Source organism: Labrenzia sp. CP4, assembly GCF_001579905.1.
Classification (GTDB): domain Bacteria; phylum Pseudomonadota; class Alphaproteobacteria; order Rhizobiales; family Stappiaceae; genus Roseibium; species Roseibium algicola.
The window spans coordinates 1,965,758-1,992,241 of the sequence record NZ_CP011927.1 but is presented as its reverse complement, the minus strand read 5'-3'; the positions used below and the strand labels follow the sequence as shown (position 1 = coordinate 1,992,241).

Sequence of the window (26,484 nt, the reverse complement as noted above, 5' to 3'; positions counted from 1 at the left end):
GCAACTTGCCCGGACACGCAATTTGCAAAAACGGCACTTTCAGAACCGTTAAATCGATGTCCATGACCCTACTGAGATGGGCCCGCGCTCCCCATTCTGGGTATTTATGGGATACCATGGGAAATCATGGGCGGTCAATGGAATCTCATGGATTCCGGCTCGATTTGATCGCACACGACCCCGTCGAGAGACCTTAAGGCAAACATGCTTAATGAAGCCTTGACACAATTGGAGAATCGGATTCGCAGGAATACGGAGGTTTTCCGCATCGAGGCCCGGAAAACCGGCAATTTCTGCCTATCTGGAAAGACTTGTGGAGAAAGAAAACCGCCTTCGTGGCGAGTGTCTCAACCGAACCTGAGCGCCCGCCCCGTGGCCCCTGGTGTCTCGCCGAACCGCTCCCGGTAGGCAACCGAGAACCGACCCAGGTGCCGGTGGCCGGACCGGTAGGCCACCTCTGCCACGGGCAGATTGTGCCCCTCCGACAACAACAGGTGCCGTGCGTAACTCAACCGGACGTCGTGAAGGTACTGAAGTGGAGTACAGCCGTATTCCTGCCGGAACTGCAATTGAAGGTTCCGGGGCGAGGTTCCTGCGTGGGTACTGATATCCAGAAGACTGATGTCGTCGGCAAAACGCTCGCCGATCAGGCTGACCGCACGCTTCAGGATGGCCGGTGACCTGCCGGTCTCCCGCCGTTCCAGCAGCGGCGACGCGGTGTTCGGCTGAAATTCCAGCAGCGCTCCGACAAGGGCTTCTTCCAGGTGACGTTGTTCCGGACTCCCTTCCCCCTGAAAAACCCGCCCTTCCTCGACTGCGCCCAGAACACCGCGCAAGCGACGGCGCCAGGCAGCACCAGCGCGAGACAGAAGATTGAATGCGGGTTCGAAGCGAACCTGACCAACACTCACACCGGCCATTCTGCTTGCAACTTCCTGCAGGAAACCGGTCTCGATCTGAAGAAGGATCTGCTGGCAGCCGGCATGCCAGCGCATGGCTGTGTGCCGGTCCGGATTGAGAATGGAGGCAACCCTCGGCGTGGACACCATGGAACGACAACCATTGCGGACCTCAGCCGTGCCGGCAATTGGAAGCTGGATCAGGTAGAACTCGGCAAGTTCTCCTGGCTCGATCGCCACATCAGCGCCATACCGCAGGTAGTTGAGAGAAAGATGCTGTCCACGCGCCCGGTTCTGGCAGGCATCAAACCTGTCGGATGCCGAAAAACGTCCCAGGCGATGATTGCAGAAGTGACGGGCAACGATTTCCCTGGCTTCGTCCACATCCGCGGTTTCGAAGCATTTGAAGCGATCGAGCGGCGTTTTGCTTTCTGCCTGAGACAACATTGTGGAAGCATGCCGCTGCTGCGAGGCCCTTTCAAGCGCCACCTTGTGTGCCATGCGTCATTTTACTGCATCCGGCCAAGTAATTTCGCTTTCTGGATAAAGAAATCCATCGAGCCGCGCTTAGCCTTTCACCTGTCGAAAGACCAAAGCGCACCAAATGAGCGATGAGGGGAACAATCATGCAAGATGGCGCAGGCATTACCGCAGCTAACGCGGGACTGGACAATATCAGCTGGAATGTGGTCGGGCACACCTATACGCCGAAACTCCTGAGCGGCAATGCCTTCATCTGGCATGCGCTCATTCCGGCGGAGACCTTTGTCCCACCTCACATACATCCGACCCAGGACGAATGGATCGTGATGCTGGAAGGGGAGCTGGAAGTCGAAATGGGTGGTCAGACCCACAAGGCAAAGGCGGGCGACACGATCCGCATGCCGATGGGTGAAGCCCACGGCATCTTCAACAGGTCCGGCAAGACGGCCACCTGTGTCTTCGGTGTTGCGCCGTCCCGTAAACTCTTCGAACTCTTCGGCGCGCTCGACGGCGTGACAGATCCGGCTGAACTGGTCCGGCTTTCCGCCTTGCACGAGGTCGACTTTCTGCCGCCTCCCGATCAGGCCTGAGCAAACACGGCCAGATCCAGCTTTTGAAGTGACGGGGTGGATTGCCGGCAGATACCACACTGCCGGCGCCCCCTGAGGCGAGAGGACATCGAGAATGACGAAACGCAAGACTGTCGCCGTAATCGGCGGCGGCGTGAGCGGGCTTGCGGCTGCAAAAGCCTTCGACGAACGCGGGCACCGGGTGATGGGCTTCGAGCGAAGCCACGATTTCGGTGGTGTCTGGGAACTGTCGCGGTCCTATCCGGACGTGCAGACCCAGTCGCCCAAGGACCTTTACCGCTTCACCGACCTGCCCATGCCGGACGACTATCCTGAATGGCCCAAGGGGCCTCAGGTACATGCCTATTTGCATGCCTATGCGACAAAACACAAACTCGGCCGCCTGTTCCGGCTGAACACCAATGTCCTTTCCATGGATCGCCGCAAGGATGGCAATCCGGGCTGGACACTGACACTTGAGGCGGCCGGCAGAACCTGGTGCGAAGACTTCGACTTCGTCGCCATCTGCACCGGCCAGTTTTCGGACAAGAACGTCATTTCCCACCCTGGGCAAGAAGCCTTCGAGGCCGCCGGCGGCCAGGTGCTGCACAGCTCGGACTATACCGACAGCAGCATGGCGCGGGGCAAACATGTGATCGTCCTCGGCGGCTCCAAATCCGCGACCGACCTGGTGGTCAACGCCGCCAGAAACGGTGCGAAATCGGTTACGCTGGTTTACAGGGAACCGGTCTGGCGCGTGCCTTATTTTGTAGGTGGCATCAATTTCAAACGCCTGCTCTACATGCGCGCCCAGGAACAGCAGTTCAACGGCTGGGGCCGGACCGGCCTTGCAAAAGCGGTCTCTGTTGCCTTCAAGCCATTGATCTGGGCAAATTTCAGAGGGCTGGAAACCCTGCTCAAGTTTCAGCTCAAGTTGAAGAAATGGGACATGGTTCCGGATATCCCGATCGAAAAGGACGCCTCCTGTTCGTTGCCGATCGTGACACCGGGACTTTTCGAAGGTTTTGAAGCGGGCAGCATCCGCCCGGTGCGGGGAACCTTCGCGCGCTATGAGAATGGCCAGGTCATCCTGTCCACGGGAGAAGCACTGCCCTGTGATCTGGCTGTGCTGGCCGTCGGCTGGAAACTCGGCATTCCATATCTGGCGAAGGAATACCGGGACAAACTGATTGAGCCCGACGGGCAATACAGGGTCTACCGTCTGTCGGTGAACCCGGACCTGCCCGACTTGGGCTTTGTCGGCTTCAACTCCAGTTTTTGCACCGTGCTGTCGGCGGAAATGATTGCCAACTGGCTGGTTCGCTATGCCGACGGGCAACTGGCCCATCAGCCGACGGATAGGGAAATGCGAACCAACATCGACCAGATGCTCCACTGGCGGCGGCAGGAACGGCCGGCTGCCCAGGTCTATGGCGGTCTTTGCTCTGCCCCCTTCCACTTCCGGCACTTCGACGAACTGCTGGCGGATATGGGGGCTGCCAAGCGAAAACGCACGAACCCGTTGGCGGAGCAGTTCTCCTACCCGAACGCAGAAGCTTACGGGACATTTCTTGGCAGCACGCCGCAATATGCAGCGGGCTGAACAGGGAAAGTAAGAGCCAGCCGGCCTGTAAGCCGGGTTCTGTATGGCCCGGCCAGATACGAGACCTGACGCGGACGTGACAGCCATTCATCTGTGACGTCTGTTGCCAGACGCCTATCGCAACCAACCCGGACAACTGGCCTGGAAACCGGCCTGAACCGGATCGCTCCGGTTCGCGCTGTCCCTATTCGGTTTTGCTCCCGGTGGGGTTTACCATGCCGCCGCTGTTGCCAGTTGCGCGGTGGGCTCTTACCCCACCCTTTCACCCTTACCCCGGGAAAATCTCTCGATCTGTCCGGGGCGGTTTGCTTTCTGTGGCACTTTCCCTAAGGTCGCCCTCGCCGGGCGTTACCCGGCACCGTGTTTCCATGGAGCCCGGACTTTCCTCCCCCGCGGCCTTTCGGCACTTGCGGCAGCGGCTGTCCGACCGACTGGCGCATGGGACTTAGGAGGCTTTGCGGGCGAGGTCAAGCGACAGTCGATGCCGTGCTGCGCGAATTCCCGGGATAGCGTCCCGGTCCTGTGTCATTCCGCCAACCTGCCGTCCACTGGCGGTTGCGACTTCGCGCCTCGCCTCACCCGTTCGCACGCTTCACAATCCTCACGCAAGCTAGCTCTTGCAGGGCTATAGGCTGGCAAAACTGTCAAGGTGCCATCGGGCCAGGCACCCAAGAGCCTGCGGCAAAACCCGCCAACCCCGGAACGGAAAAAGAGGAAAGTAATTCTAATTACTGTAAAAAATATCAATATAAGTTTTTACAAGCCTCTCGAAAGATAAAAACTTTTTCCCACCGTTGCCCAAATATTAAGCAATAAGAAACCCATGTGACGGAAGGTAATGGGAACAAACATGGAGCTAAAAATGCGTCAACTGTGCGTCTTCCTGCCAGCGATCATGCTGGCAACTGCAGCCCAGGCTGCGGAAACACCGCCCGATGCGAAAGCGTTGATCCAGCCGGAGATCGTGGAAGCCGTTGCCGAATGGCTTTCCAACCCGATCGTGGCCTTGTCGATCAACGCACAAAACAATTTGCGCGGGTCACTTTCACAGGCAGACATCGACGCACTGGACACCCAATGGCGACAGGAACGCGAAGCAGCGGACAAGCCTCTGATTTCCGCGACCTTGTCCGCCCCCTTGTCGATCTATCTCCTGCGCGTTCAGGCAGGGTCCCTCGGCCTCTATCCAGAAATCTTCGTCATGGACGCGAACGGTCTGAACGTCGGGCAAAGTGCGATTACCAGCGACTACTGGCAGGGAGACGAGGCCAAGTTCCAGAAGACCTTCCCGAACGGCCCTGAAACCGTTTTCATCGACGAACCGGAATGGGACGACGGCAGCAAGATCTGGCGTGCCCAGCTCAACATGACGATCACCGACCCCGAAACCAAGAAAGCCATCGGGGCCGCCACAGTCGAATTCAACCTGACCGAACTGATGCGTCGTCAGGGTACGGGATCTTAAGCGGGAAATACCATGTTCAAAAATCTATCCGTCAGCAAAAAGATCGCCGCAGGGTTCCTGACACTCGCATTGGTCGGCGCAGTGGCCGGTGGCATGAGTGCCTATCAGACGCATTCGGCTCTGGATGAAGTCAAGACAGCAAACAACCTGTCGGATCTCAACGTGGAAACGGCCGAACTCACGGAAAAGATCGCAGCGCAGGCTTTGTCGGTGAAATCCTTCCTGCTAACTGGCAACCGTGATCTTCTCACCCGGTCCCAGGCTCTGAACGATGAAATTCAGACAGGTTTTTCGGAAGTCGGCTCACTTGTCGACGCGAGCCTGCCTGAGTTTCAAAGCCATCTCTCCGAACTGAAATCAAGCTGGGAAACCTGGTACAGCCAGATTGCCGCGCGCCAGATCGAACTGATGCGCACACCGGAGACGGTCGACATGGCGCGTGCGATTGACCTGACACCGGAAAGCTCGGGTCTTTTGACAGCTGTACAGCAGCAAAGCCGACAGCTTGCCCACGCAGTTGATGCGGAACGGCAGAAATCGGTTATTGCCCAGAACACGTCACTGAACACGGTTCAGATCGTCTCGCTTTCCAGCACACTGATCCTCACCGTGCTTGCGATGATCCTCGGCTTCCTCAATCACATCGCGATTTCAGCGCCGCTATCGAGACTGTCCGTCATAACCGACAAGCTGTCGGCCGGAGACACGTCTCAGACGGTTGATATCAGCGACCGTAAGGACGAAATCGGTCTTCTCGGCCGCGCGCTCGGTGTCTTCCGCGAAAACCTGATCCGCACACGCGAACTTGAGCAACAGGCTGAAGCGGAACGCATCAACGCCGAACGCATCAAGCGCGAGGAAATGGAGAAGGTTGCCAGCGACTTCGAAGCAACAGTCCTAAACATCTGCGACGGGATGATTACACGACTGGATGCGCTGACCAGTTCCGCCGGATCACTGTCAACGATTGCCAACAACACCACGGACCAGGCCCTGGCCGTTTCGGCAGCCGCCGAACAGGCAACCACCAACGTGAATACCGTTGCCAGTGCGACAGAGGAACTTTCAGCTTCCATCCGTGCAATCACGGAACAGGTGCGATCATCTTCGGAAATCGCACAGGAAGCGGAACATGAAGTCGGGCGATCCAACGAAGCCGTGGCAACGGTACAGCAGGTGGTTTCGCGCATCGGCGACGTTACGAAGCTGATCACCGATATTGCCGAACAGACCAACCTGCTCGCCCTCAACGCGACCATTGAAGCTGCCCGTGCCGGCGAGGCCGGAAAGGGCTTTGCCGTTGTTGCATCCGAGGTCAAGGCACTCGCGGAACAGACATCCAAGGCGACGGAGGAAATCGACCGGCAGATCACGGAAATGCGCCAGGCCGCGGATGCTTCGACAGAAGCAACCGAGTCTGTTGCCGGTCTCGTCCAGAAGATTTCGGAAAACACGCACGCCATGTCCGGTGCAGCGGAAGAACAGAACCTGGCAACGACCGAAATCGCCAGCAGCGTCTCCGAAGCCGCACAGGGTACCGAAAGCGTTTCGAGATCCATTTCCGAGGTCAGTGGCGCTGCCAGCGAAACGGCAAACCTGAGCTCGGACATGAATGCGGCTGTCGGCGAATTGCATGAACAGTCCAATACACTGCGCCACGCCATGCAGGACTTCCTGGGCAAGGTGCGGGCAGCGTAACCAGCCTTGATCGAGCCCTGTAATGGGTTTCACGGTCTCGGTAAAAATACTGCGTCGCACAAACTTCATTTCTCTTGTGCGACGCCAGCGGCTAACGTCCCCTTAGGATTTCATTCCGGGGGACGTTTTCGTGAAACACGCGATCAAGACGCAGGAAGCTGCGGACCTCATTCCAGACGGAGCCACCCTGCTGGTGGGAGGTTTCATGGGGGTGGGTTCGCCCCACCGGTTGATTGACGCCATCGTGGCGAAAGGCACCAGAAACCTGACGATTGTCGCCAATGACACGGCCATGCCGGGTCGTGGCATCGGCAAGCTCGTCAGCGCAGGTTCGGTTTCAAGGGTGATCGCTTCTCACATCGGCCTCAACCCGGAAACCCAGCAGAAGATGATATCCGGCGAGATTGATGTCGAACTGGTTCCCCAGGGGACCCTGGTCGAACGCATCCGGGCGGCCGGCGTCGGTCTGGGTGGCATCCTGACCCCGACCGGCATCGGCACGCTCGTCGAGGAAGGCAAGCAGAAGATCACCGTCGACGGCAAGGACTATCTTCTGGAAACGCCCATCCATGGCGATTTTGCCCTTCTGGCCGCCTACCGGGCGGACTACGTCGGCAATCTGGAGTATTCCCTCACCGCCCACAATTTCAACCCGATCATGGCACTGGCGGGCAAGACCGTTATCGCGGAACCGCACACGATCGTACCCGTGGGTGTGATTTCGCCAGACAGCGTGAAAACACCCGGCATTCTCGTCGATCATCTTCTGGAAAGGGCCGCCTGATGGACGACAAGGAAATCATCGCCCGCCGCGTGGCACAGGAAATCAAAGCCGGTACGCTGGTCAATCTCGGCATCGGCCTGCCATCACTGGTGGCCAACTACCTGCCGAAGGAAGTGCATGTCTTCTTTCAGGCCGAAAACGGTGTGATCGGCCTGGGTGCCCGCCCGCCCGAAGGGATGGAAGACCCCGACCTCACCGATGCCGGCGGCGGTTTCGTGACCGCCGTTCCGGGAGCTGCCTCCATCGACAGCGCCATGAGCTTCGGCCTGATCCGCGGCGGCCATCTGGACATGACCGTTCTCGGCGGCTTGCAGGTGGACGAACGTGGCTATCTCGCGAACTGGATGATCCCGGGCAAGATGGTTCCGGGCATGGGCGGTGCAATGGATCTTGTGGCCGGCGCCAAACAGGTGATCGTCGCAATGGTTCACACGGCCAAGGGCCACCCCAAGATCCTGAAGGAATGCACACTTCCCCTGACAGCTCGCCGTCGTGTCAGCCTGATCGTGACGGAAATGGCCGTGATCGAACCGACGGACGACGGCCTCGTCCTGCGAGAAACCGGCCCCGGCCTGAGTGTCGATGATGTCATCTCCGCAACAGAAGCCTCGCTGATCGTTCACGGGGACGTCCCGACCATGCGGCTTTGAAGGAAGACTGGTCAATACGCGTGTCCAGTACCAAGCAAACCGGCAAGGGTGTCCACGCCCTCCTCGATCTGCCGTGCATTTGCACCGGCAAAGCCGACAATAAGTCCTGGCCGCCCTCCTTCGCCTAGATAACAATTGCTGAGCGGTGAAACGGCAAAGCCACGGTCCTGCATGGCGACTGCAAGGGCAATATCGTTGACGGGCTCCCGGAACATGACCGTCAACTGCACATTGCCTGTAAGAGGCGCAACTTCGACACGATTGCCCAGCCTCTGCCGTAACGCGCCGGCGAGCATCGTCCCCCGCTCCAGATAGACTGGCCGGATCTGTTTCAGGTGCTTCTGATAGGCCCCGCAATCCATGAAGTATGCGAGTGCAGCCTGGGCCTGAACATTGGCAGAACAGCCGATATTGCGCATGGTTTGGGTGAGCGGGGCCACAAGAACGTCAGGCACGACGCAATAGGCAATCCGGAGCCCGGGGAGCAGGCTCTTCGCGAACGTGCCCATGTAGACCACCTGTCCCTCATCCGCCAGACCGTGCAGCGCAGCCACAGGCCGGCCCTCGAACAGGAACTCGCTGTCATAGTCGTCTTCCAGGATCACCGCGCCGCAGGTGCGCGCAACATCAAGAAGCATCAGACGCCTCGCCAAGGGCATACGTGCCCCAAGGGGATAGTGGTGGGACGGTGTGACATAGATGAGCTTCGGCGGCTGATCCAGATGAGCCATCTTCGACGCGTCCGCACCCTCGCCGTCGGTCGGCAGCGGCCGGATCGTCAGACCTGCCCCGGAAAAGGCCGTCCGCGCACCGAGGTAGCCTGGTTCTTCCAGCCAGACGTCGTCGCCCGGATCAGTGAGCACCTGGCTGAGCATCGTCAGGCTGGCCTGTGTTGAGCTGGTGACAAGAATCCGATGAGGGTCAGCCCGAACCCCGCGTTCGGCCGCAAGGTGCCGGGCGATCTGCCGCTTGAGCACCTCAAGACCGGCAAAATTCTGATAGTGGAGATCCGCGCTGCGCTCGAGCCGGGCAGCCCTGCGCAGTGATCTCGCCCATTCCTCGTAGGGAAACAGATCAAGCGCTGGCGCGCCCGGTTGCAAGCCTCCCTGGCGATAGGCCCACCCCTCGCCGCGCAAGTTGGCACTCAATGTCCTGCCCCGTTGCGACAGCTTCAGCCCGAATGCTTCCACCTTGCGCTGCGCCTGCACACCTTCCAGCACCAGCCCTTCGGTAATGCGGGGAGCAGCGCCGGTGCGCACGGTGATGACGCCTTCGGCTTGCAGAAGGTCATAAGCCGTGTTGACGGTGTTGCGTCCAACGTTGAGCGACGCTGCCAACCGCCGCGTGGATGGCAACTTCGTTCCCGAGCGCAGCAAGCCTGTGCGCACGGCGTCACGAAAGCCGCGATAGATCTGTTCCGCCAATGGCACGTCTGCCGACCGCTCAAGAGACAGGATGCCTTCAGGAAAAACTGGTTCTGTCATTTTCCAAAAACCGGACCTTCTTTGGAGCCAATTTATCGGACAAACAGCACAACACAAGACAAACAGTCAATTGGAGACGAGACCATGTCCACTCTGGAAAAACGCCAGGCAGCGGATCTGCCCCGTTATGCCAAGATCCGCCAGATGAACCGCGGCGGGTACGACAGGACCGTTGCCTACGACATCCTGGATGCGGGCCTTGTCGCCCATTGCGGCTTCATTCACGAAGACCGACCGATGGTGATCCCGATGGCATATGCCCGGATCGACGACCGCATCTATATTCATGGAGCGAGCACCACCCGCATCATCAAGTCAAACGCGGAAGGCGTACCGGCGAGCCTTACCGTGACACTTGTGGATGGTCTGGTGGTCGCGCGCTCGGCTTTTCATCATTCCATGAACTATCGCTGCGCGATCGTGCATGGCACGGCGAGGCTTGTCGAAAGCGAACAGGAACAGATCGAGGCTCTGGCCGCTATCACCGACCATCTTCTGCCTGGCCGCTGGGATGAATGCCGCGAAATGATGCCGAAGGAACACAAGGCAACCGGTGTGCTTGTCATGGATATCGACCATGTCAGCACGAAGGTCCGCACGGGCGGACCTGTGGACGACAAGGAAGATCTTGGGACGGATATATGGGCTGGTGTGGTGCCTGTGGTGACCGCACTCGGCCACCCCCTATCGGCACCTGATGTGCCTGCCGAAACGCCTGTTCCCGCCTCGGTTCCAGCCGCTCGCAGGAAGTTCGCATAAGCTGACAGCCTTCAGCGCACAAAAAGAAAACCCCGCCGGAAATCCCGGCGGGGTTTTCAGTTTGCCCACGGCTGACCGCCCTGCTGCTTTTAGCTGGAGGCCAGGATCTGCTTGACCTTGGAACAGTAGCGCTTGCTGACCGGGTTCATCCGCTTAGCGAAATGGCCGGCATTGTAGCGCAAGATGGTGCCACAAACGTCGCCGCCAGCCTTCTTGTGCGCGCCGGCAAGGTATTTCATGCCCCATTCCAGATTGGTTTCGGGGTCATAGAGCGCCTTGGTCGACCCGCGGTAGCCGATGCCACGTGCGGTTGCCGGCTTGATCTGCATCAGACCGACTTCACCGGCGCTGCCGCGTGCACGCGGATTGAAGTTGCTCTCCACCTGGACCACTGCCTTGGCGATCTTGACCGGCACACCATGTTTGGCGGCGGCCTTACGGATGAGCTTGGCGTATTTGTCGTTGCTGACAACAGCCGTCCGCTTCGGGGACACCTTGCGCGTCAGGCTTGCAGTTCTTGTCTTCTTGGCAGGTTTTTCCTGCGTTTCCTGCTTGCTCGATTCAATGATGTGCAGGATCGGTTTGGAACCAGAGCCGACCGACGGCTTGGCTTCGGCAGGTTCGCTCTTCTTGTCCGGGTCGATGATATGGAGGATCGGCTCCGACCCGGAACCCGTACCTTTAGCCATTGCAGCCGGTGCTGCAAGAGTGGTTGCATAGGCGAAAAGGCACAGCGCCCCAGTAAGTGTCTTGAATGACCGTAACATTCAGTCCAGCCCTTTTGGTTTTCGTTGCGTTGAAATCAGGCGGGAGAAATGCCGGAGCTATTGGACGAAAATGGGCGCTAATACATCACGAATTATTTCAAATTATTACATAAAATTACAGGAATTTAATGCTGTTCTTAGTCATTTTCTGTAGTTTGTGGCCAAAATTAGCAAGCAATTCGGCAATGGATGGGCCATCAGAAGAAATTCTGTGACCACTCGTGGCGCAGAGCCGTCTAAAAATGCTGCGTTGCGGGAACTAATTTTGTTGACTGCGCGTTTATTTCGTTGGCCCGAACTCGTAACCGCACAAAAAAACCAAACCGACCGTTCCTTCAGGCTGACAGGGAAGGCAGCTTGCGCAGCAACGCATGCAACGTTTCGATTGTCGATTGATCGACGACACCGTCAACCTTCTCTGGTCGGAAATGGCGTTGAAACGCGGCAACCACCTGGCGTGTCTTCAAGTCGAAGTCCCCGGTGATGTCCAACTCGTAGCCATAGAGTGCGAGCATTGACTGCACCGCTTCAACAGGCTGGCCGCTATCGCCTTCCTGCATCAGCAGACCCGCCCCGAGTGGAAACGGTTTTACATATAAACCGATGCCGGCTTCTGACAGGCGATCCCATGGGAACAGTTCACCCGGGTCTTCCTTCCGGGCAGGAGCAATATCCGAATGCGCCAGGACCATCCACGGATGGATCCCGTGACGGGCACAGATATCGCCAACAAGCGCGACAACGGCTTCGATCTGTGGCTCCGGAAACGGTTGATAGCCGTGCTCATGCCCCGGATTGACGATCTCGACGCCGATCGATCGGGAATTGATATCGGTCTCGCCTTTCCAGAAGCTACGCCCCGCATGCCAGGCCCTGCGGGATTCCGGCACGCATTGCAGGATGCTGCCATCCTCGTTGACGACATAGTGGGCGGAGACTTCCGAGCGAGGATCACACAGGCGCTGCAAGGCTTCTTCGCCGGTCGGCATGCCGGTGTAATGGAGCACGACCATATCCACAGGGGCTCCCTGCGCCCGCTGTCCGTGGTTGGGAGACGGATGGACCCTGGCCTTCACACCGGTATCAGTCGCAACGCTCATATGCCTCTTTCCGCGCAGATCTTCGCCCAGGCTTCGTTCAGCGCCGCAAGACGATCATTCGCAATCCTGACGAACTCCTCCGGAACGCCTCTTGCGATCAGCCGGTCGGGATGCGTTTCCTGGACCTCGCGGCGGTAATGGGACTTGAGTTCCCCGTCACTTGCCTCCGGCCCCAAACCCAGCACCTCGTAGGGGTTGCCATCATTGCGCACATGTCTGGCGAGTATCCTGGAAAACTCCCGGTCATCGATCCCGAAGACCTCCGCCACTCTGGAAAGGTAGCCTATTTCGCTTTCGTGGACGACGCCGTCAGCTTTCGCAATGTGAAAAAGCCCATCCAGAATGTCGAGCAGCGTCTTGCGGTCGTAAGGGAACAGATCCGCCAGTTTCTTGGCATAGACCTCGAAGCCGGCAATGTCTTCCTGCGCCAGATTGAACAGGCGGGCGACATTGCGTTCTTCGTTGGGCGGTACATCGAAAAGTTCGCGGAAAGCGATAATTTCATCGGTGGTCACCACACCATCGGCCTTGGCCATCTTGGCCGACAGCGCAATCATCGCAACGGTGAAGCCGACACTGTTGGTCCCCTCCGGCCGCGCAAGCACGAGCTGGACCAGGCGGTCGACGATCTGCGCCCCTCCTGTTCCGATCGAACTTACAATAGCGCCGAGGCTACTCCAGACACTCACACTTCAGCTCCCGCTGGGCCGGTGGGAAAAGGCAGGCAGGAAAGCTTGCCGTGAACCGCATGAATCGATGCGTTGCAGACTCTTATCGGCATGGGCCGGATTTGACCAGATCAACGCTCGCCTGTCCCCATTGGTGCTTCAGCTGGTCGCGCCCCTGGACGAGCGAAAACCGAGTTCCCGAGCGCTAATGTTTTGGACCTTCGAATGGACCACTGCAACGCAGCTCCGCAGATTGCGGACAGCCAGGCCTACCCCGCCATTTTCCGCGGGTTTACCATGGGTTTGAGCAACCTTGCGATTCATGATGGTTAAAGGAATTACGCTTAGCCTTTCGCGACTCGTGTTCGCAAGATGGTTCCTCGCCGGATGGCAGTCCCCCTGGGAAGAAGCAACATTGTCATTTTTTTCATTTCCATGTCGCTGGTGCTGACGCTGGCGCTGGGTGTCTACGCGAGCAATCGTCTTCTAACGCACTGGCTGGTCGTCCGGGGTCTTGAGCAAGCTTTCCTGCCGCAGGAAAAGACTTTCAACTCGATCCTGCAGGCATTGGCGAGCCGGATCGAAACCGAACCGGCAGCCGACATGTCCGCATTGCGGCTGACCGAAGAGGCTTCTGCCGACAGCCGGGAGCCGAACGACCTGGTTGGCGAATTGCAACGCAATGCCGGCCAGGCTCCGGACACATCCAAGGTACTGGACGCGGTCGCGATCTTCCCTGCGCCAACCGGATCCAGCCTCCAGCGCCCCTCACCGGTGCAAATTCACTGGCATAGTGAAGGGCGGCTTCGTACCAGCAATACGATCTCACAGGCCAAGGCCGCTCTGAACGGCAACAGCCCGCTCGTTGCCATTCCAGACATGTCGTGGCACGGAACGTTTGGGGCGAATGCACTGATTGCCTACCGTCCCGCAGGAGCCTCCCCGGACTTTCCGGGGCTCTTGCTGTTGGTGACCCAGTCGGGAATCCTGAACGGCCTCACGCCGCTGATCTGGTTGATCAGTGCCGCGATTGGCGGTCTTTGCCTGGCCTCTTTCATGTTTGCTGGCATTCTCCTCTGGTTGCGCTTCTATGACCAGCTCCAGACCAGCAGAGACATTCAGTATCTGGCGCATCACGACACGCTGACAGGTTTGCCGAACCGCGCCGTCTTCAACGCGCGCCTGACCGAAGCGCTGCGCCTTGCACAGGCCAAGGCCTCCAATATCGGTGTCATGCTTATCGACGTCGACAAGTTCAAGGAAATCAACGACACCTATGGTCATGGCATCGGCGACGTTTTTCTTCAGATCGTGGGGGAGCGACTGAAGGCGGTTTTCGGAAACCACCTGGTCGCCCGCCTTTCAGGCGATGAATTTGCTGTCATGCTGACATCCTTGTCCGACCCCGCCCGCATGACCCGACTTGCAACGGACATGATTGCCGCCACTGAAGCTCCCTGCACGATCGACGGCAAGGACATCAGGATTTCGCTGTCCATTGGTCTGGCAAGGGCAACCGACGGCTCCTGGCGCTCCTCTCGTTTGCTTCATTGCGCGGACCTTGCTCTATATCGGGCCAAACACAGTGGGCGTTCCACCTTCTCGTGGTACACACAAAGCCTTGATGCAGAGGCGCAGAAACGCAAGGAAGTGGAAGAAGGACTCGCCAAAGCGCTCAAGTTCAACCAGTTCAAGTTGCTCTATCAGCCGCAATATGCGCTGAAGGACGGAACACTGAAAGGCTATGAGGCCCTGATCCGCTGGGACCATCCCACCAAGGGTATCATCCGGCCGGACGATTTCATCCCGATTGCAGAAGACACGGGCCTCATCGAGGAAATCGGAACATGGGTCCTCAACCACGCCTGCCGCGAAGCAGCGTTATGGCAGGACCGCTCGCGTAAGGTCGCAGTCAATGTTTCTCCCGCTCAGTTCATTGCCGGCGAAACCCAGAAACGCGTTGCCCAGGCGCTTCAGAATTCCCGTCTAGACCCCAAGCGGCTTGAAATTGAAATCACCGAGAGCCTGCTGATTTCGAACACGGACGCCGTCATCGAGACACTTCAGCAGATACGCGACATGGGTGTTTCTATCGCCATGGACGATTTCGGAACCGGCTATTCATCTCTGAGCTACCTGAGCCTGTTTCCCTTCGACAAGATCAAGATCGACAAGGCCTTTATCCAGAACCTCGGCAAGGATGCCAGTACCGACGCCATCGTGACGTCGATCGTGGGCCTCGGCCGCTCGCTGGATGTTACGATTACCGCGGAAGGTGTCGAAACCGAGGAACAGGCCATTCTGCTGAGCGCGGCCGGATGCGATCTCGTCCAGGGTTTCCTGTTTGGCAAGCCTGATACAGTTGCAAAACATGAGGCCGCGTATCCGGTGTTTCCACTCAGCCCAGCCGGTAGACGCTGGTTCCCCCGAATGCAGCAACAAACGACGTCGGCCCAGGTGCCGCCGCGCATTCGCCTTGCCCCCAAACTTGCCAAGAGCGTGAGGCCCGCTGCCCCGCCACCGGCAACTGGTGGGAACAGCGAAGACCCGACGCCGCAGATTGAGCAGGTCCCCTTGCAGACTGCAGGCTGAAAACCGCGATTGCAGGTTTTCAGAGGTTGACCCCGGCCGCGGCATCCTGAGCGGCCGACTGCCGTTCGCGGTCTGCCTTGCGTTCGGAGTAACGATCGACGAGATAGTCCGATCGGCCACGAACCAGCAGCGTGAACTTGACGAGTTCTTCCATGACATCGACCACCCGGTCGTAAAGGGCCGATGGTTTCATCCGGCCATCGTCGTCAAATTCCTGGTAGGCCTTGGGCACCGACGACTGATTGGGGATGGTAACCATCCGCATCCAGCGGCCGAGGACACGCATCTGGTTGACCGCATTGAAAGACTGCGAACCTCCCGAAACCTGCATCAAGGCCAGTGTCTTGCCCTGTGTCGGCCGGATTGCGCCAAAACTCAGCGGGATCCAGTCAATCTGCGACTTGAGTACACCAGTCATTGCGCCATGGCGTTCGGGAGAGCACCAGACCTGTCCTTCGGACCAGGCACATAGATTTCTCAGTTCGGTGACTTTGGGATGATCGGCACCGCTGTCATCGGGAAGCGGCAGACCTGATGGATCGTAGATCCGGGTCTCCGCACCATAAGCCTGCAGCAGTCTTTGTGCTTCGTGCACGAGGAAGCGGCTGTAGGACCGCTCGCGCAGGGAACCATAGAGCAGCAATATCCGCGGTGGATGCGACGGCCCCGTTGGAACCTGCAACTTCTCCCGGTCGATTTCCTGAAAGTCTGCCGCCGTCACGTTCTTCAAGTCTGCATGCGAACTTTTCGGCTCAGGCATCTGGCGCTCCGGACGAAACCACTTCGCCGTCTTCCTTGGTGAAAGACCCGATATCCTTTGGCAACAGGTCCAGCACCTTCTCGGACGGACGGCACAGGTGGACGCCTTTTTCCGACACCACGATCGGCCTGTTGATCAGGATCGGATGTTCCATCATGAAATCGATCAGTTGGTCGTCCGTCCACCTGTCCTCACCGAGACCCAATTCATCATAGGGCGTTCCCTTCTGGCGAAGGATGTCCCGCACCGGAAGACCGGTGCGCTTGATGAGGTCAACGAGTTCTTCGCGGCTCGGCGGTGTTTTCAGATATTCGATAACCTGCGGCTCAACGCCGGATTCACGGATCATTTCCAGCGTGTTGCGGGACGTGCCGCATTTCGGGTTGTGATAAATCGTCATGCTCATGTGAGGTATCGTCCTGTCAAAGTCCCGAAGGTTTCTTAAAATCTGCTGCCGGAAAACAGCAGACAGCGGGATCGTTGCCGCAGCAGTCTTCCATCAGAAAACCCAGAAGGTTCCGCATGCGGTCATAGTCGACCGCATAAAGAATATGCCTGCCCTCCCGGCGGGTCGTCAGCAGCCCGGCCCGTTCCAACGTGGTCAGATGAAACGACATCCTGGTTGGCTGTATGTCCAGTCGCTCGGCAACCGAGCCGGACGGCAACCCATCTGGCCCGACCGTCATCAGCAACCGGAACGCCGCCAGCCGGTCTTCCTGTGCCAGGGCACCCAATGCAGAGACTGCTTCCTGATCTTCCATAATTCGATACTACAAGAAATTTTGGAATATTCAACAAATGAACGCGAACATTCCCCTGTGTGCATATCACATGGCTGCAGCGGCGCGAGCGGCCTGATCGTAGTTGCCGGACACCAGTCGCAATGTAGCGGCAAGTTTGGAGAGTTCGTTTTCGTCGAGGCCCAGCGCCTTCATTGGCTTGACCAGGAGAGCCTCGCGCAGACGCCGGTACTCAAGGCAGGCAGTTTCGCCTGATTTCGTGATTTCGGCGGTCTTTTCCTTGCCCCGACGGCCAGATGAAATGAGGCCAGCCTTTTCAAGCTTCTTCAGCGCATAGGTAACCGTGTGAGTGTCTTCGATGTTCAGCACAAGACAGATGTCTGACAGTGTCTTTGCTCGGCCGCGGTGATTGACCGAATGAAGCACAAGCACATCAAGGGGACCAAGCCCCTGCGACCCGCTGGCCGCCATGCAGCGTACCATCCATCGGTGATAGGCATTGACCATCATGGTCACCGCGAATTCGATCTCCGAAAGCGCAGGCATTGCACCGGAGGCAAGATGCGCTGCAGAGACAACAGGCCCGATGGGGGCATCGCTTCTGGAGTCGGGATTATCCGTCACATCTGATCTCCGGCACAGTTTGGTTTTTCAGCGGGCCTCCGACCGGAACCGGTCGAAGGCCCTTTTCTGATCGTTTCAAAGGTGTGCGTACATCCGCCCCTGTTCGTTCACGGGAAGGAATGCACTAGTTGCTCAACATCGTCTGCGGCAACCAAAGAGCCAAGCCCGGAAAGGCCACAATCAAGACGATTGCCAGGATCATCAACAGGAAGAACGGCAAGGCCATGCGGGCAACCTTGAAGATGTTGTACCCGGTCATGCCTTGCAGCACGAACAGATTGAATCCGACAGGTGGCGTGATCTGGCTCATTTCGACCACCAGCACCAGGTAAATACCGAACCAGATGAGATCGAGGCCGGCCTGCTCCACCATAGGAAGGATAACGGAGGTCGTCAGAACCACCACCGAAATGCCATCCAGAAAACACCCGAGCACCACGAAGAACAGCGTCAGGGCAATCAGGAGCGCGTAGGGTGACAGGTTCAGCGAGCCGATCCAGGCAGCCAACTCACGCGGGATGCCGGTGTACCCCATGGCAACGGTCAGGAATGCTGCGCCGGCCAGAATGAACGCGATCATGCAGGATGTCCGCGTTGCGCCCATCAACGCTTCAGCGAAGCTCTTGCGGTTCAACGTTCCGCTTACCCAGGACAGAAGCAAGGCCAGCATGACACCGATGGCCGCCGCCTCTGTGGGCGAAGCAAGACCCGCATAGATCGAGCCGATCACACCCACGATCAGACCGATCACCGGAAACAGCCTGCGCGTTGCAAGAAGTCGCTCGATGAAGGGAATGACTTCCTCCTTCGCAGGCATCTTGTCCTTGTTCAGCAGTGCCCAGATCGCGACATAGCCCATGAACAGGAGGCAAAGCATTGCGCCTGGCAGAACGCCTGCCATGAACAACCGGGCAATCGACTGCTCGGTCGCAGCGCCATAAACAATCAGGATGATCGATGGCGGAATGAGCAGGCCCAGCGTACCCGATCCTGCCAGTGTGCCGATCGCCATGCGTTCGTCATACCCGCGCTGCTTCAATTCAGGCAGAGACATACGACCGATGGTGGCGGTGGTAGCGGCTGAAGAACCCGACACGGCGGCAAAGATACCGCACCCGAGAATGTTCACATGCAGCAGCCGGCCCGGCAGATTGCGCATCCAGGGCGAAAGACCGGCGAACATGTCCTCCGACAGACGAGATCGGAACAGGATTTCACCCATCCATATGAACATGGGCAGCGCCGTCAGATCCCAGGAGTTCGATGCCCCCCAAACCGTCGTTGCCAGAACGGGACCGGCAGGCGCAGATACAAGAATCATCATTGCAGCAAGCGCGACGGCAAACAGCGCAACGGCTACCCAGATACCGGTTGCAAGCGCCGCCAGCATCCCAATGCCGAGCAGGAGGGCGACAAGGGAGAGATCCATTATTCTTTCCCCTCTATCGGATCGGCCTTCACGACCGATTCAAAACTCGGCGCCTTGCCAGTGAGCGCCATGATCAGGTCGTCCAGCAAAGCGATTGAGAACACCAGCAGTCCGAAAGTCATCACCGACTGCGGAAAGACGAGCGGGATCGGAATGACGCCGTAGGAGGTTTCGTTGAATTTGAAGCTGTCGAGCGCAAGCTGTCCGGCGTTCCATGTAAAGAATGCCGCCAGCGCAAGAGCGACCGCAACCGCCCAAACATTCAGGATACGCGCCCCAGCTTTGGGCACGGACTGCAGCAGGATCGCGACCCTGATGTGATCACCGTTGCGCAGCGTCCCGGATAGGGCAAGAAAGGATGCCCCTACCAGCAGAAAACCTGCAATTTCAGCAAGTGAAGGAACCTGCAGCCCAAGTGGCTCAAGACCAAAGACCGTTCGAGACCAGTCGAATATGCGTCCAAACACCTGAAGAACAACGAGACTGGCAATGACAACGAGACAACACGCAGCCATAGCCGTTGACGCTTGATAAAGCGTATTCAAAGCCTTTCGCATCGGCTTCCCCTACCGGATGTGCAGCTGATATTAAAAAAACGCCGGACTTGTTAGGTCCGGCGCTTATTTAGCTGTTTAGTTTTTATAGGCTTCGAGAACGGCTTGGCCGGTTTCACCGGCTTCCTCTTGCCATTCGGCAGCCATCGTCTCGCCAATTGCTGCGAGATCCTGGATCAGCTCGCTGCTCGGCTGAACGACAGTGATGCCGTTGTCGACCAGAACCTGGGTCTGCGTCTTGGTTTCTACCTTGGAAGCTTCCCAGCCGCGCTTCTCAGCAACATCGGCGGCTTCAAGGACAGCTGCCTTTTCGTCGTCGCTCAGGGCGTCGAAAGCACCCTTGTTGACGAACACCATGTTCTTCGGCAACCAGGCCTGGGTGTCATGATAGTGGCTCAGGAAGTCCCAGGCCTTGGAATTCGCACCGGTGGACGGTGACGTGATCATGGCTTCGACACGACCGGTGGAAAAGGCGGTCGGAATATCGGGCACTTCAACCTGCGTCGGCACGGCGCCAGCCAACTGGGCCAGGCGTTCAGTCGCTGTGTTGTAGGCACGGAATTTCAGACCCTTGAGATCATCACCCTTGGTGATTTCCTTCTTAGCGTAGATACCCTGTGGCGGCCACGGCACGGCATAAAGCAGCTGCAGTCCCTGCTCGCCGAGCTTTTCTTCCAGTGCAGGCTTCGACGCCTGGTAAAGCTTCCAGGCCTGATCATAGGACGGAGCCAGGAAAGGTACGGAATCCACTCCGAAGACCGCGTCTTCGTTGGAAAGGCGGGACACCAGAATTTCGCCGATCGGGGCAAGCCCCTTGCGGACCGAGTTCTTGATTTCCGGATGCTTGAACAGCGATCCCGCAGAGTGGATCTGAATGACCAGCGAGCCGTCAGTCTTTTCCTTCACTTCTTCAGCGAAGGCGGCAATGTTCTGTGTGTGAAAGTTGCTGTCACCATAAGGTGTCGGCATGTCCCACTTGGTTTCAGCGGAAGCAGCGGTGAAACCCGCAAGGCCAAATGCGGCGGCAGCAGCCAGATGGATTCCGGCACGTGTCAGGGAACGAGATTGCAGCATGATTTTCTCCTCTAGGAAGCGGGGATTACCCGTCGGGATGCTGCTCGAGGTGCATTCTTCGAACACCTTGTGGAGCACATCTTCACAAACACTAGACTCAAAAACCGTCAACATCAACAATTTATCGATAAATTGTGATTGTCATCTTCAAAACCAAAGCGTCCTTCCCTCCGCGAAAAGGATTGGCTAGCGTTCCGGCCAGACAACCTGGAAACCTGAATTCGTGCCAAACACCAACCACCCCCTATTGAATGGCAACAGCGCCAACCGCCTGATTTTGGCGCTCATTTTGGTAGTGGCGGCCTTGCTACGCTTTCAGAACCTGGACAGGACGAGCCTTTGGTACGATGAAGCCGTCAGCTGGAGCCAGTCCAAGGGAACCATCGCCGAGCTGTTGACCGCCGTTGCAGCTGACAATTATCCGCCGCTGCATAATATTTTGCTCTGGCTGACGATGCCCTTGGCAGGTGACAGTGAAACAGCATTGCGCTTGCCATCCGTGCTGTTGGGTGTTCTTGCCGTCTGGCTAATCTATCTGACTGGCAAGACGCTGGCCGGAAACACCACTGGCCTGCTTGCTGCCGCTCTCCTGACCGTCTCTCCGTTCCACATCTGGTATTCGACAGAAGCCCGCATGTATGCCCTGCTGGCAACATGCGGGCTCGCCTTTCTGCTCCTGGTTCTGAAAAACCTTGAAAGGCCATCGGCCTGGCGGCTGGTGGCGCTTGGAGTGGCTGGAGCCCTGTTCCTCTACAGTCACATCTACGCCCTTCTGGGCTTCGCATCCGTTGGTGTGGTCTGCGGCATCCTGGCATTGACCGGCATTTTGAAATCCGGCCGCATCAGTCTCACCAATGCGGTTCTTGTCTGCCTTGCAATGGCAGCGAGCGCGCTTGCCTTTTTACCTTGGTTGATCATCCTGGCGATGCGAGCAAGGTCGGTGGCCGAAGAAGGCTTCTGGATTGCTTATCCTGATCCGACGTTTCTCATCAACATCGCTTTCAGCATAGCCGGGTCGCTGCCATTGTTCTGGGTGCTGGCAGGTTTGGCTGTCGCCAGTCTCCTGACCGTCGTTCACATGCCAGGCAGGTACTTCGGCAAACCGCAAAGTGCGGACGCAATCCTCGTTTGCTTTGCCTACACCGTTGGGCCACCGCTTTTGGCCTATCTCTATTCCATAAGCGTGCAACCGATCCTTTTTGATCGATACCTGATCGCGGCATGGCCAGGGCTTGTCCTGCTCGCCTCGGTAACAGCCCAGCGCCTGGCGCCGCAGGTTGCACCGATCGCATTGTTTGCTGCCGCGATATGGTTGAGTTTCCCCGAATTGAAATTCACGCTGCTGGAGAGAATACGCCCCGAATGGCGCTTGATCGCACGGGACTATCTGGAACAGAAAGCCGATGGCGATCATCTCTTGCTGTTCAAGGGATTTGCCGCACCGGCCCTGTCTTATTACCTGCGCGACCCCAACACCTTCACGCCAGTTGATACAATTGCCGAAATAAACAAGGGCACCGCTGATGCCCGATGGCTATTGATCGTCCACACAAGCAGTGAGGAACTAAGCAAAGCGCAAGAAGCCTTTGCCCCCCGGGAAGGCACTCCGGCAGCCAGGCGCTTTGGCTGGGGAGCCAGTGGCCTGACACTTTTGGAGCGAAGCCCTGTCGAATAATCTCACTCGCCTGGATGCAAGTCGCAAAACAACCAGAAACAGACAGCAACAGTCGCAAGTACCCCTGCACCAATTGCAACTTCCAGCAAAAGCCCAAGCAGGGAAACGCCGAGAAGCAGGGCGACAAGCAGGAAGACGCCAACGAACCAGAGGTCTGCTGTCAGTATACTGATTGTGAAGTCGACAGCCTCCGCCAGACGCAGCAGAAACGGATCCCGTTCTTCTGATTTATCGTTTTCCGACATCGCCAGCTTTTAGTTTTCCCTTTTACCACAAGGTCATATGGGGGTACCGCAGGCGATAAAAAGATCAAATAACAACCCATTCAGATTTTTTCATCGACATTTTATCGATAAAATGTCAGCATAAATTCACTTGCTATCAAAACGCTAATTATCGGCATGGAATCGCGTGTTCCTTAAAGCCGGCAGCATCAGAGGGAAGATCATGACAGCCAAGTGGGATTTCTGGATCGACCGTGGCGGCACCTTTACCGACATCGTCGGCAGGTCACCGGACGGCACGCTGCATCCGCACAAGGTACTCTCCGAAAATCCGGAAGCCTATCGCGATGCCGCCATTCAAGGCATCCGGGAATTGCTTGGTGTGGAAAAAGGCGCGACTATTCCCTCGGACAAGATCGCGACCGTAAAGATGGGCACGACCGTTGCCACCAATGCACTTCTGGAGCGCAAGGGTGAGCGAACAGCTCTGTTCATCACGAAAGGCTTTCGGGATGCGCTCGAGATCGGCTACCAGGCGCGACCGCATATTTTTGCCAAGGAAATCATAAAGCCTGAGCTGCTCTATGAGAGCGTCCACGAGATCGTCGAACGTGTCCGCGCCGATGGCGAACTGGAACTCGCTCTGGACGAAGGACAGGCCTGTAGTGCAATGCAGGCCGCATGGGATGACGGCATTCGCTCCATCGCAATCGTGCTGATGCACGCTTACGCCTATCCGGCCCATGAACAACTTCTGAAAAAGATTGCTGAAGACATAGGCTTCCCGCAGATCTCTGTGTCCCATGAAGTGTCACCGCTGATGAAGCTGGTGGGACGCGGCGACACCACTGTGGTCGACGCCTATCTGTCACCCATCCTGCGCCGCTATGTGAACCAGGTACAGGAAGAACTAGGCGAAGGTCCGCGGCTGATGTTCATGCAGTCTTCCGGAGGTCTCACCGCTGCAGACCTCTTCCAGGGCAAGGACGCAATCCTGTCCGGCCCGGCCGGAGGTGTTGTCGGAGCAGTCGAAACCTCACGCATGGCCGGTTTCGAAAAGATCATCGGTTTTGACATGGGCGGCACGTCTACAGACGTCTGTCACTACGACGGCGACTACGAACGCGCATTCGAAACGGAAGTCGCCGGTGTGCGCATGCGCGCTCCGATGATGATGATCCATACGGTTGCAGCTGGCGGCGGTTCGATCCTTCATTATGCCGACGGCCGCTTTCAGGTGGGCCCCGATTCAGCCGGGGCAAATCCGGGTCCGGCCTGTTACCGACGCGGCGGGCCTCTCACCGTTACAGACGCCAACCTGATGACAGGCAAACTGGCACCGGAATTCTTTCCGAAGATCTTTGGCCCGGACCAGGATCAGCCGCTTGACGGCGATGTAGTTCGCAAACGTTTCACGGATCTGGCTGTGCGCATTGGCGATGGACGCACCCCGGAAGATGTTGCAGACGGCTTTTTGAAAATCGCCGTCGAGAACATGGCCAATGCCATCAAGAAGATTTCGGTCCAACGCGGCTACGACGTGACCGAATACGCGTTGACCTGCTTCGGTGGCGCAGGTGGCCAGACCGGCTGCCGCGTTGCCGACAGTCTCGGCATGAAGACCGTCATTCTGCACCCGTTCTCGGGCATCCTGTCGGCATACGGCATGGGACTGGCCGATATCCGCGCAGACCGGCAACAGGCCGTCGTCAAGACACTTACGGACGATTTGATCCCTGAACTGCAGGCTCTTCGTGATCAGCTTGCCAGCCAGACGGAAGCGGAACTCGACAGGCAATCGATCGCTGCCGCCGCGCGCCGCACAACCGCAACCGCACACTTGCGTTACGACGGCACGGACACGCCGCTACCGGTCCCCCTCGGGTCCGTCTCTGAAATGCGGGCAGCCTTTGAGGATGCACACAAGAAACAGTTCGGCTTTGCCTATGAGAAAAAGCCGGTCGTCGTGGAAGCACTGGAAGTCGAAACGGCCGGTGGCGGCGCCGGTCTCACCGAGCCGGATCTGACATTGGCCACAGGGGCGCCCTCCCCGGCAACCTCCACAAGCATTTACTCCGAAGGCACCTGGCACAAGGCCGGTATTTTCAAACGCGAAGTGCTGAAACCGGGCATGAAGGTGACCGGACCTGCGGTGATCATCGAACCGCATGCCACGATCGCGGTTGAAGACGGCTGGCAGGCAGAGATCAATTCAAAGGATCACGTGATCCTGAAGCGTATCGTGCCGTTGAAACGCGCAGAAGCGATTGGAACGCACGCCGACCCCGTCATGCTCGAAGTGTTCAACAACCTGTTCATGTCTATCGCGGAACAGATGGGGGTCACCCTTCAGAACACCGCATACTCGGTCAACATCAAGGAACGTCTTGATTTCTCTTGTGCCGTCTTCGACGCAGACGGTGCTCTGGTTGCCAACGCACCACACATGCCGGTTCATCTGGGATCCATGGACCGTTCGGTGGAAACGGTCATCAAGCTCAACAAGGGCAAGATCAAGCCGGGCGACGTGTTTGCATTGAACGCCCCGTACAACGGTGGCACGCACTTACCGGATATCACAGTTGTGTCGCCGGTCTTCGATGACGAAGGCAAGGAGATCCTTTTCTGGTCGGCGTCCCGTGGCCACCATGCTGATGTCGGCGGCTCTGCCCCAGGCTCCATGACGCCGCGCGCGACCAACGTGGACGAGGAAGGTGTTCTGTTCGACAACTTCAAGATCGTCGACGAAGGACGTTTCTGCGAACAGGAACTGGTTGAGCTTCTGACCAACCATCCCTACCCCGCCCGCAACCCGCATCAGAACGTCGCCGATTTGTCTGCACAGATCGCCGCAAACGAAAAGGGTATCCAGGAACTTCGGAAGATGGTCACCCACTTCGGACTGGACGTGGTCCAGGCCTATATGGGGCACGTCCAGGACAACGCGGAAGAAAGCGTTCGCCGCGTGATCGAAGCGCTGAAGGACTCCGAATACGAGTATCCGACTGACCAGGGCTCCGTGATCAAGGTCAAGATTACCGTCGACAAATCAAAGCGCGAGGCAACGGTCGACTTTACCGGGACCTCCGGCGTCAAGCCGAACAACTTCAATGCGCCGGAACCTGTGACCCGTGCGGCAATCCTTTATTGCTTCCGGGTGATGGTAGACGGCGACATTCCGATGAACGCCGGCTGTCTCAAACCGATCAACATCATCATTCCGGATGACTGCATGTTGCGGCCTTCCTATCCGGCTGCGGTCGTGGCGGGTAACGTGGAAACGTCCCAGCATGTCACCAATGCCGTCTTCGCAGCTCTTGGTGCCATGGCCAATGCTCAGGGAACGATGAACAACCTGACATTTGGCAACAACACGTATCAGTACTATGAAACCATCTGTTCCGGCTCGCCGGCAGGGCCTGGCTTCAATGGTACGGATGGTGTCCATACCCACATGACCAACTCCCGGCTAACCGACCCAGAAGTATTGGAGTTCCGTTTCCCGGTTCTCCTGGAGGATTTCCATATCCGCAAGGGGTCCGGTGGCAAAGGCAAGTGGTCAGCGGGTGACGGCACCAGGCGAACCTTGCGTTTCCTTGAGAAAATGGACTGTGCGATCCTGGCGTCACACCGTACTGTTCCGCCGAAAGGATTGGACGGTGGCAGCGACGGCGAACTCGGCCGCACCGAAGTTCGGCGGCTGAATGGCGAGATCCAACAACTGGAGGGCTGTGATCAGACGGTTCTCGAGGCAGGAGAAGCGGTCACCGTTATCACGCCCACAGCGGGCGGTTGGGGCCACGCCTGATCCAAATTCCAATAGATCGAAGAAAAAGAACGGCCACCTGATTGGGTGGCCGTTTTTTTTGTTATCTCGCTGCAG

General features: G+C 57.8%; 23 protein-coding genes and 1 other RNA gene. 10 read left to right on the top strand and 14 right to left on the bottom strand.

The window, feature by feature from the left end; all coding sequences use genetic code 11:
* Positions 1-347: 347 nt before the first annotated feature.
* Positions 348-1,400, bottom strand: a complete 1,053-nt coding sequence (locus ACP90_RS09225; protein WP_208993489.1) for an AraC family transcriptional regulator — start codon at positions 1,398-1,400, stop codon at positions 348-350.
* A gap of 125 nt (positions 1,401-1,525) precedes the next feature.
* On the opposite strand from ACP90_RS09225, the gene ACP90_RS09220 reads away from it, so the two are divergent.
* Both ACP90_RS09220 and ACP90_RS09215 read left to right on the top strand, forming a co-directional pair.
* Positions 1,526-1,972, top strand: a complete 447-nt coding sequence (locus ACP90_RS09220) for a cupin domain-containing protein (RefSeq protein ID WP_031269111.1) — start codon at positions 1,526-1,528, stop codon at positions 1,970-1,972.
* Between the two features lie 94 nt (positions 1,973-2,066).
* The gene (locus ACP90_RS09215) at positions 2,067-3,554 is read left to right on the top strand and encodes an NAD(P)/FAD-dependent oxidoreductase (protein WP_062488120.1); all 1,488 of its coding nucleotides are present in this window, start codon (positions 2,067-2,069) and stop codon (positions 3,552-3,554) included.
* Between the two features lie 12 nt (positions 3,555-3,566).
* Here ACP90_RS09215 and rnpB read toward each other — a convergent pair.
* Positions 3,567-3,989, bottom strand: an RNA gene (rnpB, locus tag ACP90_RS09210) — RNase P RNA component class A.
* Positions 3,990-4,416: 427 nt separating this feature from the next.
* Between rnpB and ACP90_RS09205 the strand changes: the two genes are divergently transcribed.
* The 4 genes from ACP90_RS09205 (at position 4,417) to ACP90_RS09190 (ending at position 8,151) form a co-directional block, all read left to right on the top strand.
* Positions 4,417-5,019, top strand: coding sequence for a hypothetical protein (locus ACP90_RS09205; protein WP_208993488.1), 603 nt, complete (start codon positions 4,417-4,419; stop codon positions 5,017-5,019).
* A 12-nt stretch (positions 5,020-5,031) separates the two neighbouring features.
* The gene (locus ACP90_RS09200; RefSeq protein ID WP_062488118.1) at positions 5,032-6,717 is read left to right on the top strand and encodes a methyl-accepting chemotaxis protein; all 1,686 of its coding nucleotides are present in this window, start codon (positions 5,032-5,034) and stop codon (positions 6,715-6,717) included.
* A 130-nt stretch (positions 6,718-6,847) separates the two neighbouring features.
* Positions 6,848-7,501, top strand: a complete 654-nt coding sequence (locus ACP90_RS09195) for a 3-oxoacid CoA-transferase subunit A (protein WP_062488116.1) — start codon at positions 6,848-6,850, stop codon at positions 7,499-7,501.
* A complete protein-coding gene (locus ACP90_RS09190; RefSeq protein WP_023000476.1) occupies positions 7,501-8,151 on the top strand; it encodes a 3-oxoacid CoA-transferase subunit B in 651 nt (216 codons plus the stop codon). The genes ACP90_RS09195 and ACP90_RS09190 overlap by 1 nt, the downstream gene beginning before the upstream one ends.
* Before the next feature lie 11 nt (positions 8,152-8,162).
* Here ACP90_RS09190 and ACP90_RS09185 read toward each other — a convergent pair whose 3' ends face one another.
* The gene (locus tag ACP90_RS09185) at positions 8,163-9,635 is read right to left on the bottom strand and encodes a PLP-dependent aminotransferase family protein (RefSeq protein ID WP_062488114.1); all 1,473 of its coding nucleotides are present in this window, start codon (positions 9,633-9,635) and stop codon (positions 8,163-8,165) included.
* 84 nt (positions 9,636-9,719) lie between these two features.
* Here ACP90_RS09185 and ACP90_RS09180 point away from each other — a divergent pair, with 84 nt between their 5' ends.
* On the top strand, positions 9,720-10,394 hold the full coding sequence (locus ACP90_RS09180; RefSeq protein WP_062488112.1) for a pyridoxamine 5'-phosphate oxidase family protein: 675 nt from the start codon (positions 9,720-9,722) through the stop codon (positions 10,392-10,394).
* Positions 10,395-10,483: 89 nt separating this feature from the next.
* Here the strand turns inward: ACP90_RS09180 and ACP90_RS09175 are convergent, their stop codons facing one another.
* The 3 genes from ACP90_RS09175 to ACP90_RS09165 all read right to left on the bottom strand — a co-directional run bounded on the left by ACP90_RS09175 (position 10,484) and on the right by ACP90_RS09165 (position 12,950).
* Entirely contained in the window at positions 10,484-11,083 is a 600-nt protein-coding gene (locus ACP90_RS09175) for a lytic transglycosylase domain-containing protein (protein WP_023000473.1), read from the bottom strand.
* Positions 11,084-11,496: 413 nt separating this feature from the next.
* Complete coding sequence (locus ACP90_RS09170; RefSeq protein WP_023000472.1) at positions 11,497-12,261, bottom strand: N-acetylmuramoyl-L-alanine amidase; 765 nt, start codon at positions 12,259-12,261, stop codon at positions 11,497-11,499.
* Positions 12,258-12,950, bottom strand: a complete 693-nt coding sequence (locus ACP90_RS09165; RefSeq protein WP_023000471.1) for a DnaJ family molecular chaperone — start codon at positions 12,948-12,950, stop codon at positions 12,258-12,260. Before ACP90_RS09165 ends, ACP90_RS09170 begins: the two co-directional genes overlap by 4 nt.
* Before the next feature lie 366 nt (positions 12,951-13,316).
* On the opposite strand from ACP90_RS09165, the gene ACP90_RS09160 reads away from it, so the two are divergent.
* On the top strand, positions 13,317-15,521 hold the full coding sequence (locus tag ACP90_RS09160) for a bifunctional diguanylate cyclase/phosphodiesterase (protein WP_062488110.1): 2,205 nt from the start codon (positions 13,317-13,319) through the stop codon (positions 15,519-15,521).
* Between the two features lie 19 nt (positions 15,522-15,540).
* Here ACP90_RS09160 and arsH read toward each other — a convergent pair whose 3' ends face one another.
* From arsH to ACP90_RS09125, 7 genes are all read right to left on the bottom strand, one after another.
* Positions 15,541-16,281 (bottom strand): arsenical resistance protein ArsH, encoded by a 741-nt coding sequence (arsH, locus tag ACP90_RS09155; protein ID WP_173017334.1) that lies wholly within the window; start codon positions 16,279-16,281, stop codon positions 15,541-15,543.
* The gene (gene arsC, locus ACP90_RS09150; RefSeq protein WP_062488109.1) at positions 16,274-16,687 is read right to left on the bottom strand and encodes an arsenate reductase (glutaredoxin); all 414 of its coding nucleotides are present in this window, start codon (positions 16,685-16,687) and stop codon (positions 16,274-16,276) included. Before arsC ends, arsH begins: the two co-directional genes overlap by 8 nt.
* A gap of 16 nt (positions 16,688-16,703) precedes the next feature.
* On the bottom strand, positions 16,704-17,042 hold the full coding sequence (locus tag ACP90_RS09145) for a metalloregulator ArsR/SmtB family transcription factor (protein ID WP_023000467.1): 339 nt from the start codon (positions 17,040-17,042) through the stop codon (positions 16,704-16,706).
* Positions 17,043-17,108: 66 nt separating this feature from the next.
* Positions 17,109-17,645 carry a winged helix DNA-binding protein gene (locus ACP90_RS09140; protein ID WP_075282679.1) on the bottom strand — a complete coding sequence of 179 codons (537 nt, stop codon included), beginning with the start codon at positions 17,643-17,645 and terminating at the stop codon, positions 17,109-17,111.
* 124 nt (positions 17,646-17,769) lie between these two features.
* The gene (locus ACP90_RS09135; RefSeq protein WP_023000465.1) at positions 17,770-19,074 is read right to left on the bottom strand and encodes a TRAP transporter large permease subunit; all 1,305 of its coding nucleotides are present in this window, start codon (positions 19,072-19,074) and stop codon (positions 17,770-17,772) included.
* The gene (locus ACP90_RS09130) at positions 19,074-19,631 is read right to left on the bottom strand and encodes a TRAP transporter small permease (RefSeq protein ID WP_031269105.1); all 558 of its coding nucleotides are present in this window, start codon (positions 19,629-19,631) and stop codon (positions 19,074-19,076) included. Before ACP90_RS09130 ends, ACP90_RS09135 begins: the two co-directional genes overlap by 1 nt.
* 75 nt (positions 19,632-19,706) lie before the next feature.
* Complete coding sequence (locus ACP90_RS09125) at positions 19,707-20,702, bottom strand: TRAP transporter substrate-binding protein (protein ID WP_055656716.1); 996 nt, start codon at positions 20,700-20,702, stop codon at positions 19,707-19,709.
* Positions 20,703-20,925: 223 nt separating this feature from the next.
* Here ACP90_RS09125 and ACP90_RS09120 point away from each other — a divergent pair, with 223 nt between their 5' ends.
* Positions 20,926-22,377 (top strand): glycosyltransferase family 39 protein, encoded by a 1,452-nt coding sequence (locus ACP90_RS09120; RefSeq protein WP_145915744.1) that lies wholly within the window; start codon positions 20,926-20,928, stop codon positions 22,375-22,377.
* 2 nt (positions 22,378-22,379) lie between these two features.
* Here ACP90_RS09120 and ACP90_RS09115 read toward each other — a convergent pair whose 3' ends face one another.
* A complete protein-coding gene (locus tag ACP90_RS09115) occupies positions 22,380-22,622 on the bottom strand; it encodes a hypothetical protein (RefSeq protein ID WP_062488105.1) in 243 nt (80 codons plus the stop codon).
* Between the two features lie 202 nt (positions 22,623-22,824).
* On the opposite strand from ACP90_RS09115, the gene ACP90_RS09110 reads away from it, so the two are divergent.
* Complete coding sequence (locus tag ACP90_RS09110; RefSeq protein WP_062491472.1) at positions 22,825-26,409, top strand: hydantoinase B/oxoprolinase family protein; 3,585 nt, start codon at positions 22,825-22,827, stop codon at positions 26,407-26,409.
* Positions 26,410-26,484: the final 75 nt, after the last annotated feature.

What these genes read in the sequence shown, in the direction of transcription:
- ACP90_RS09205 (WP_208993488.1), top strand. Translation starts at nt 4,417, where the DNA reads ATGCGTCAACTGTGCGTCTTCCTGCCAGCGATCATGCTGGCAACTGCA.
- ACP90_RS09145 (WP_023000467.1), bottom strand. Translation starts at nt 17,042, where the DNA reads ATGGAAGATCAGGAAGCAGTCTCTGCATTGGGTGCCCTGGCACAGGAA.
- ACP90_RS09160 (WP_062488110.1), top strand. Translation starts at nt 13,317, where the DNA reads ATGGCAGTCCCCCTGGGAAGAAGCAACATTGTCATTTTTTTCATTTCC.
- ACP90_RS09180 (WP_062488112.1), top strand. Translation starts at nt 9,720, where the DNA reads ATGTCCACTCTGGAAAAACGCCAGGCAGCGGATCTGCCCCGTTATGCC.
- ACP90_RS09200 (WP_062488118.1), top strand. Translation starts at nt 5,032, where the DNA reads ATGTTCAAAAATCTATCCGTCAGCAAAAAGATCGCCGCAGGGTTCCTG.
- arsC (WP_062488109.1), bottom strand. Translation starts at nt 16,687, where the DNA reads ATGAGCATGACGATTTATCACAACCCGAAATGCGGCACGTCCCGCAAC.
- ACP90_RS09190 (WP_023000476.1), top strand. Translation starts at nt 7,501, where the DNA reads ATGGACGACAAGGAAATCATCGCCCGCCGCGTGGCACAGGAAATCAAA.
- ACP90_RS09170 (WP_023000472.1), bottom strand. Translation starts at nt 12,261, where the DNA reads ATGAGCGTTGCGACTGATACCGGTGTGAAGGCCAGGGTCCATCCGTCT.
- ACP90_RS09185 (WP_062488114.1), bottom strand. Translation starts at nt 9,635, where the DNA reads ATGACAGAACCAGTTTTTCCTGAAGGCATCCTGTCTCTTGAGCGGTCG.
- ACP90_RS09115 (WP_062488105.1), bottom strand. Translation starts at nt 22,622, where the DNA reads ATGTCGGAAAACGATAAATCAGAAGAACGGGATCCGTTTCTGCTGCGT.
- ACP90_RS09175 (WP_023000473.1), bottom strand. Translation starts at nt 11,083, where the DNA reads ATGGCTAAAGGTACGGGTTCCGGGTCGGAGCCGATCCTCCATATCATC.
- ACP90_RS09125 (WP_055656716.1), bottom strand. Translation starts at nt 20,702, where the DNA reads ATGCTGCAATCTCGTTCCCTGACACGTGCCGGAATCCATCTGGCTGCT.
- ACP90_RS09225 (WP_208993489.1), bottom strand. Translation starts at nt 1,400, where the DNA reads ATGGCACACAAGGTGGCGCTTGAAAGGGCCTCGCAGCAGCGGCATGCT.
- ACP90_RS09110 (WP_062491472.1), top strand. Translation starts at nt 22,825, where the DNA reads ATGACAGCCAAGTGGGATTTCTGGATCGACCGTGGCGGCACCTTTACC.
- ACP90_RS09220 (WP_031269111.1), top strand. Translation starts at nt 1,526, where the DNA reads ATGCAAGATGGCGCAGGCATTACCGCAGCTAACGCGGGACTGGACAAT.
- arsH (WP_173017334.1), bottom strand. Translation starts at nt 16,281, where the DNA reads ATGCCTGAGCCGAAAAGTTCGCATGCAGACTTGAAGAACGTGACGGCG.
- ACP90_RS09135 (WP_023000465.1), bottom strand. Translation starts at nt 19,074, where the DNA reads ATGGATCTCTCCCTTGTCGCCCTCCTGCTCGGCATTGGGATGCTGGCG.
- ACP90_RS09215 (WP_062488120.1), top strand. Translation starts at nt 2,067, where the DNA reads ATGACGAAACGCAAGACTGTCGCCGTAATCGGCGGCGGCGTGAGCGGG.
- ACP90_RS09130 (WP_031269105.1), bottom strand. Translation starts at nt 19,631, where the DNA reads ATGCGAAAGGCTTTGAATACGCTTTATCAAGCGTCAACGGCTATGGCT.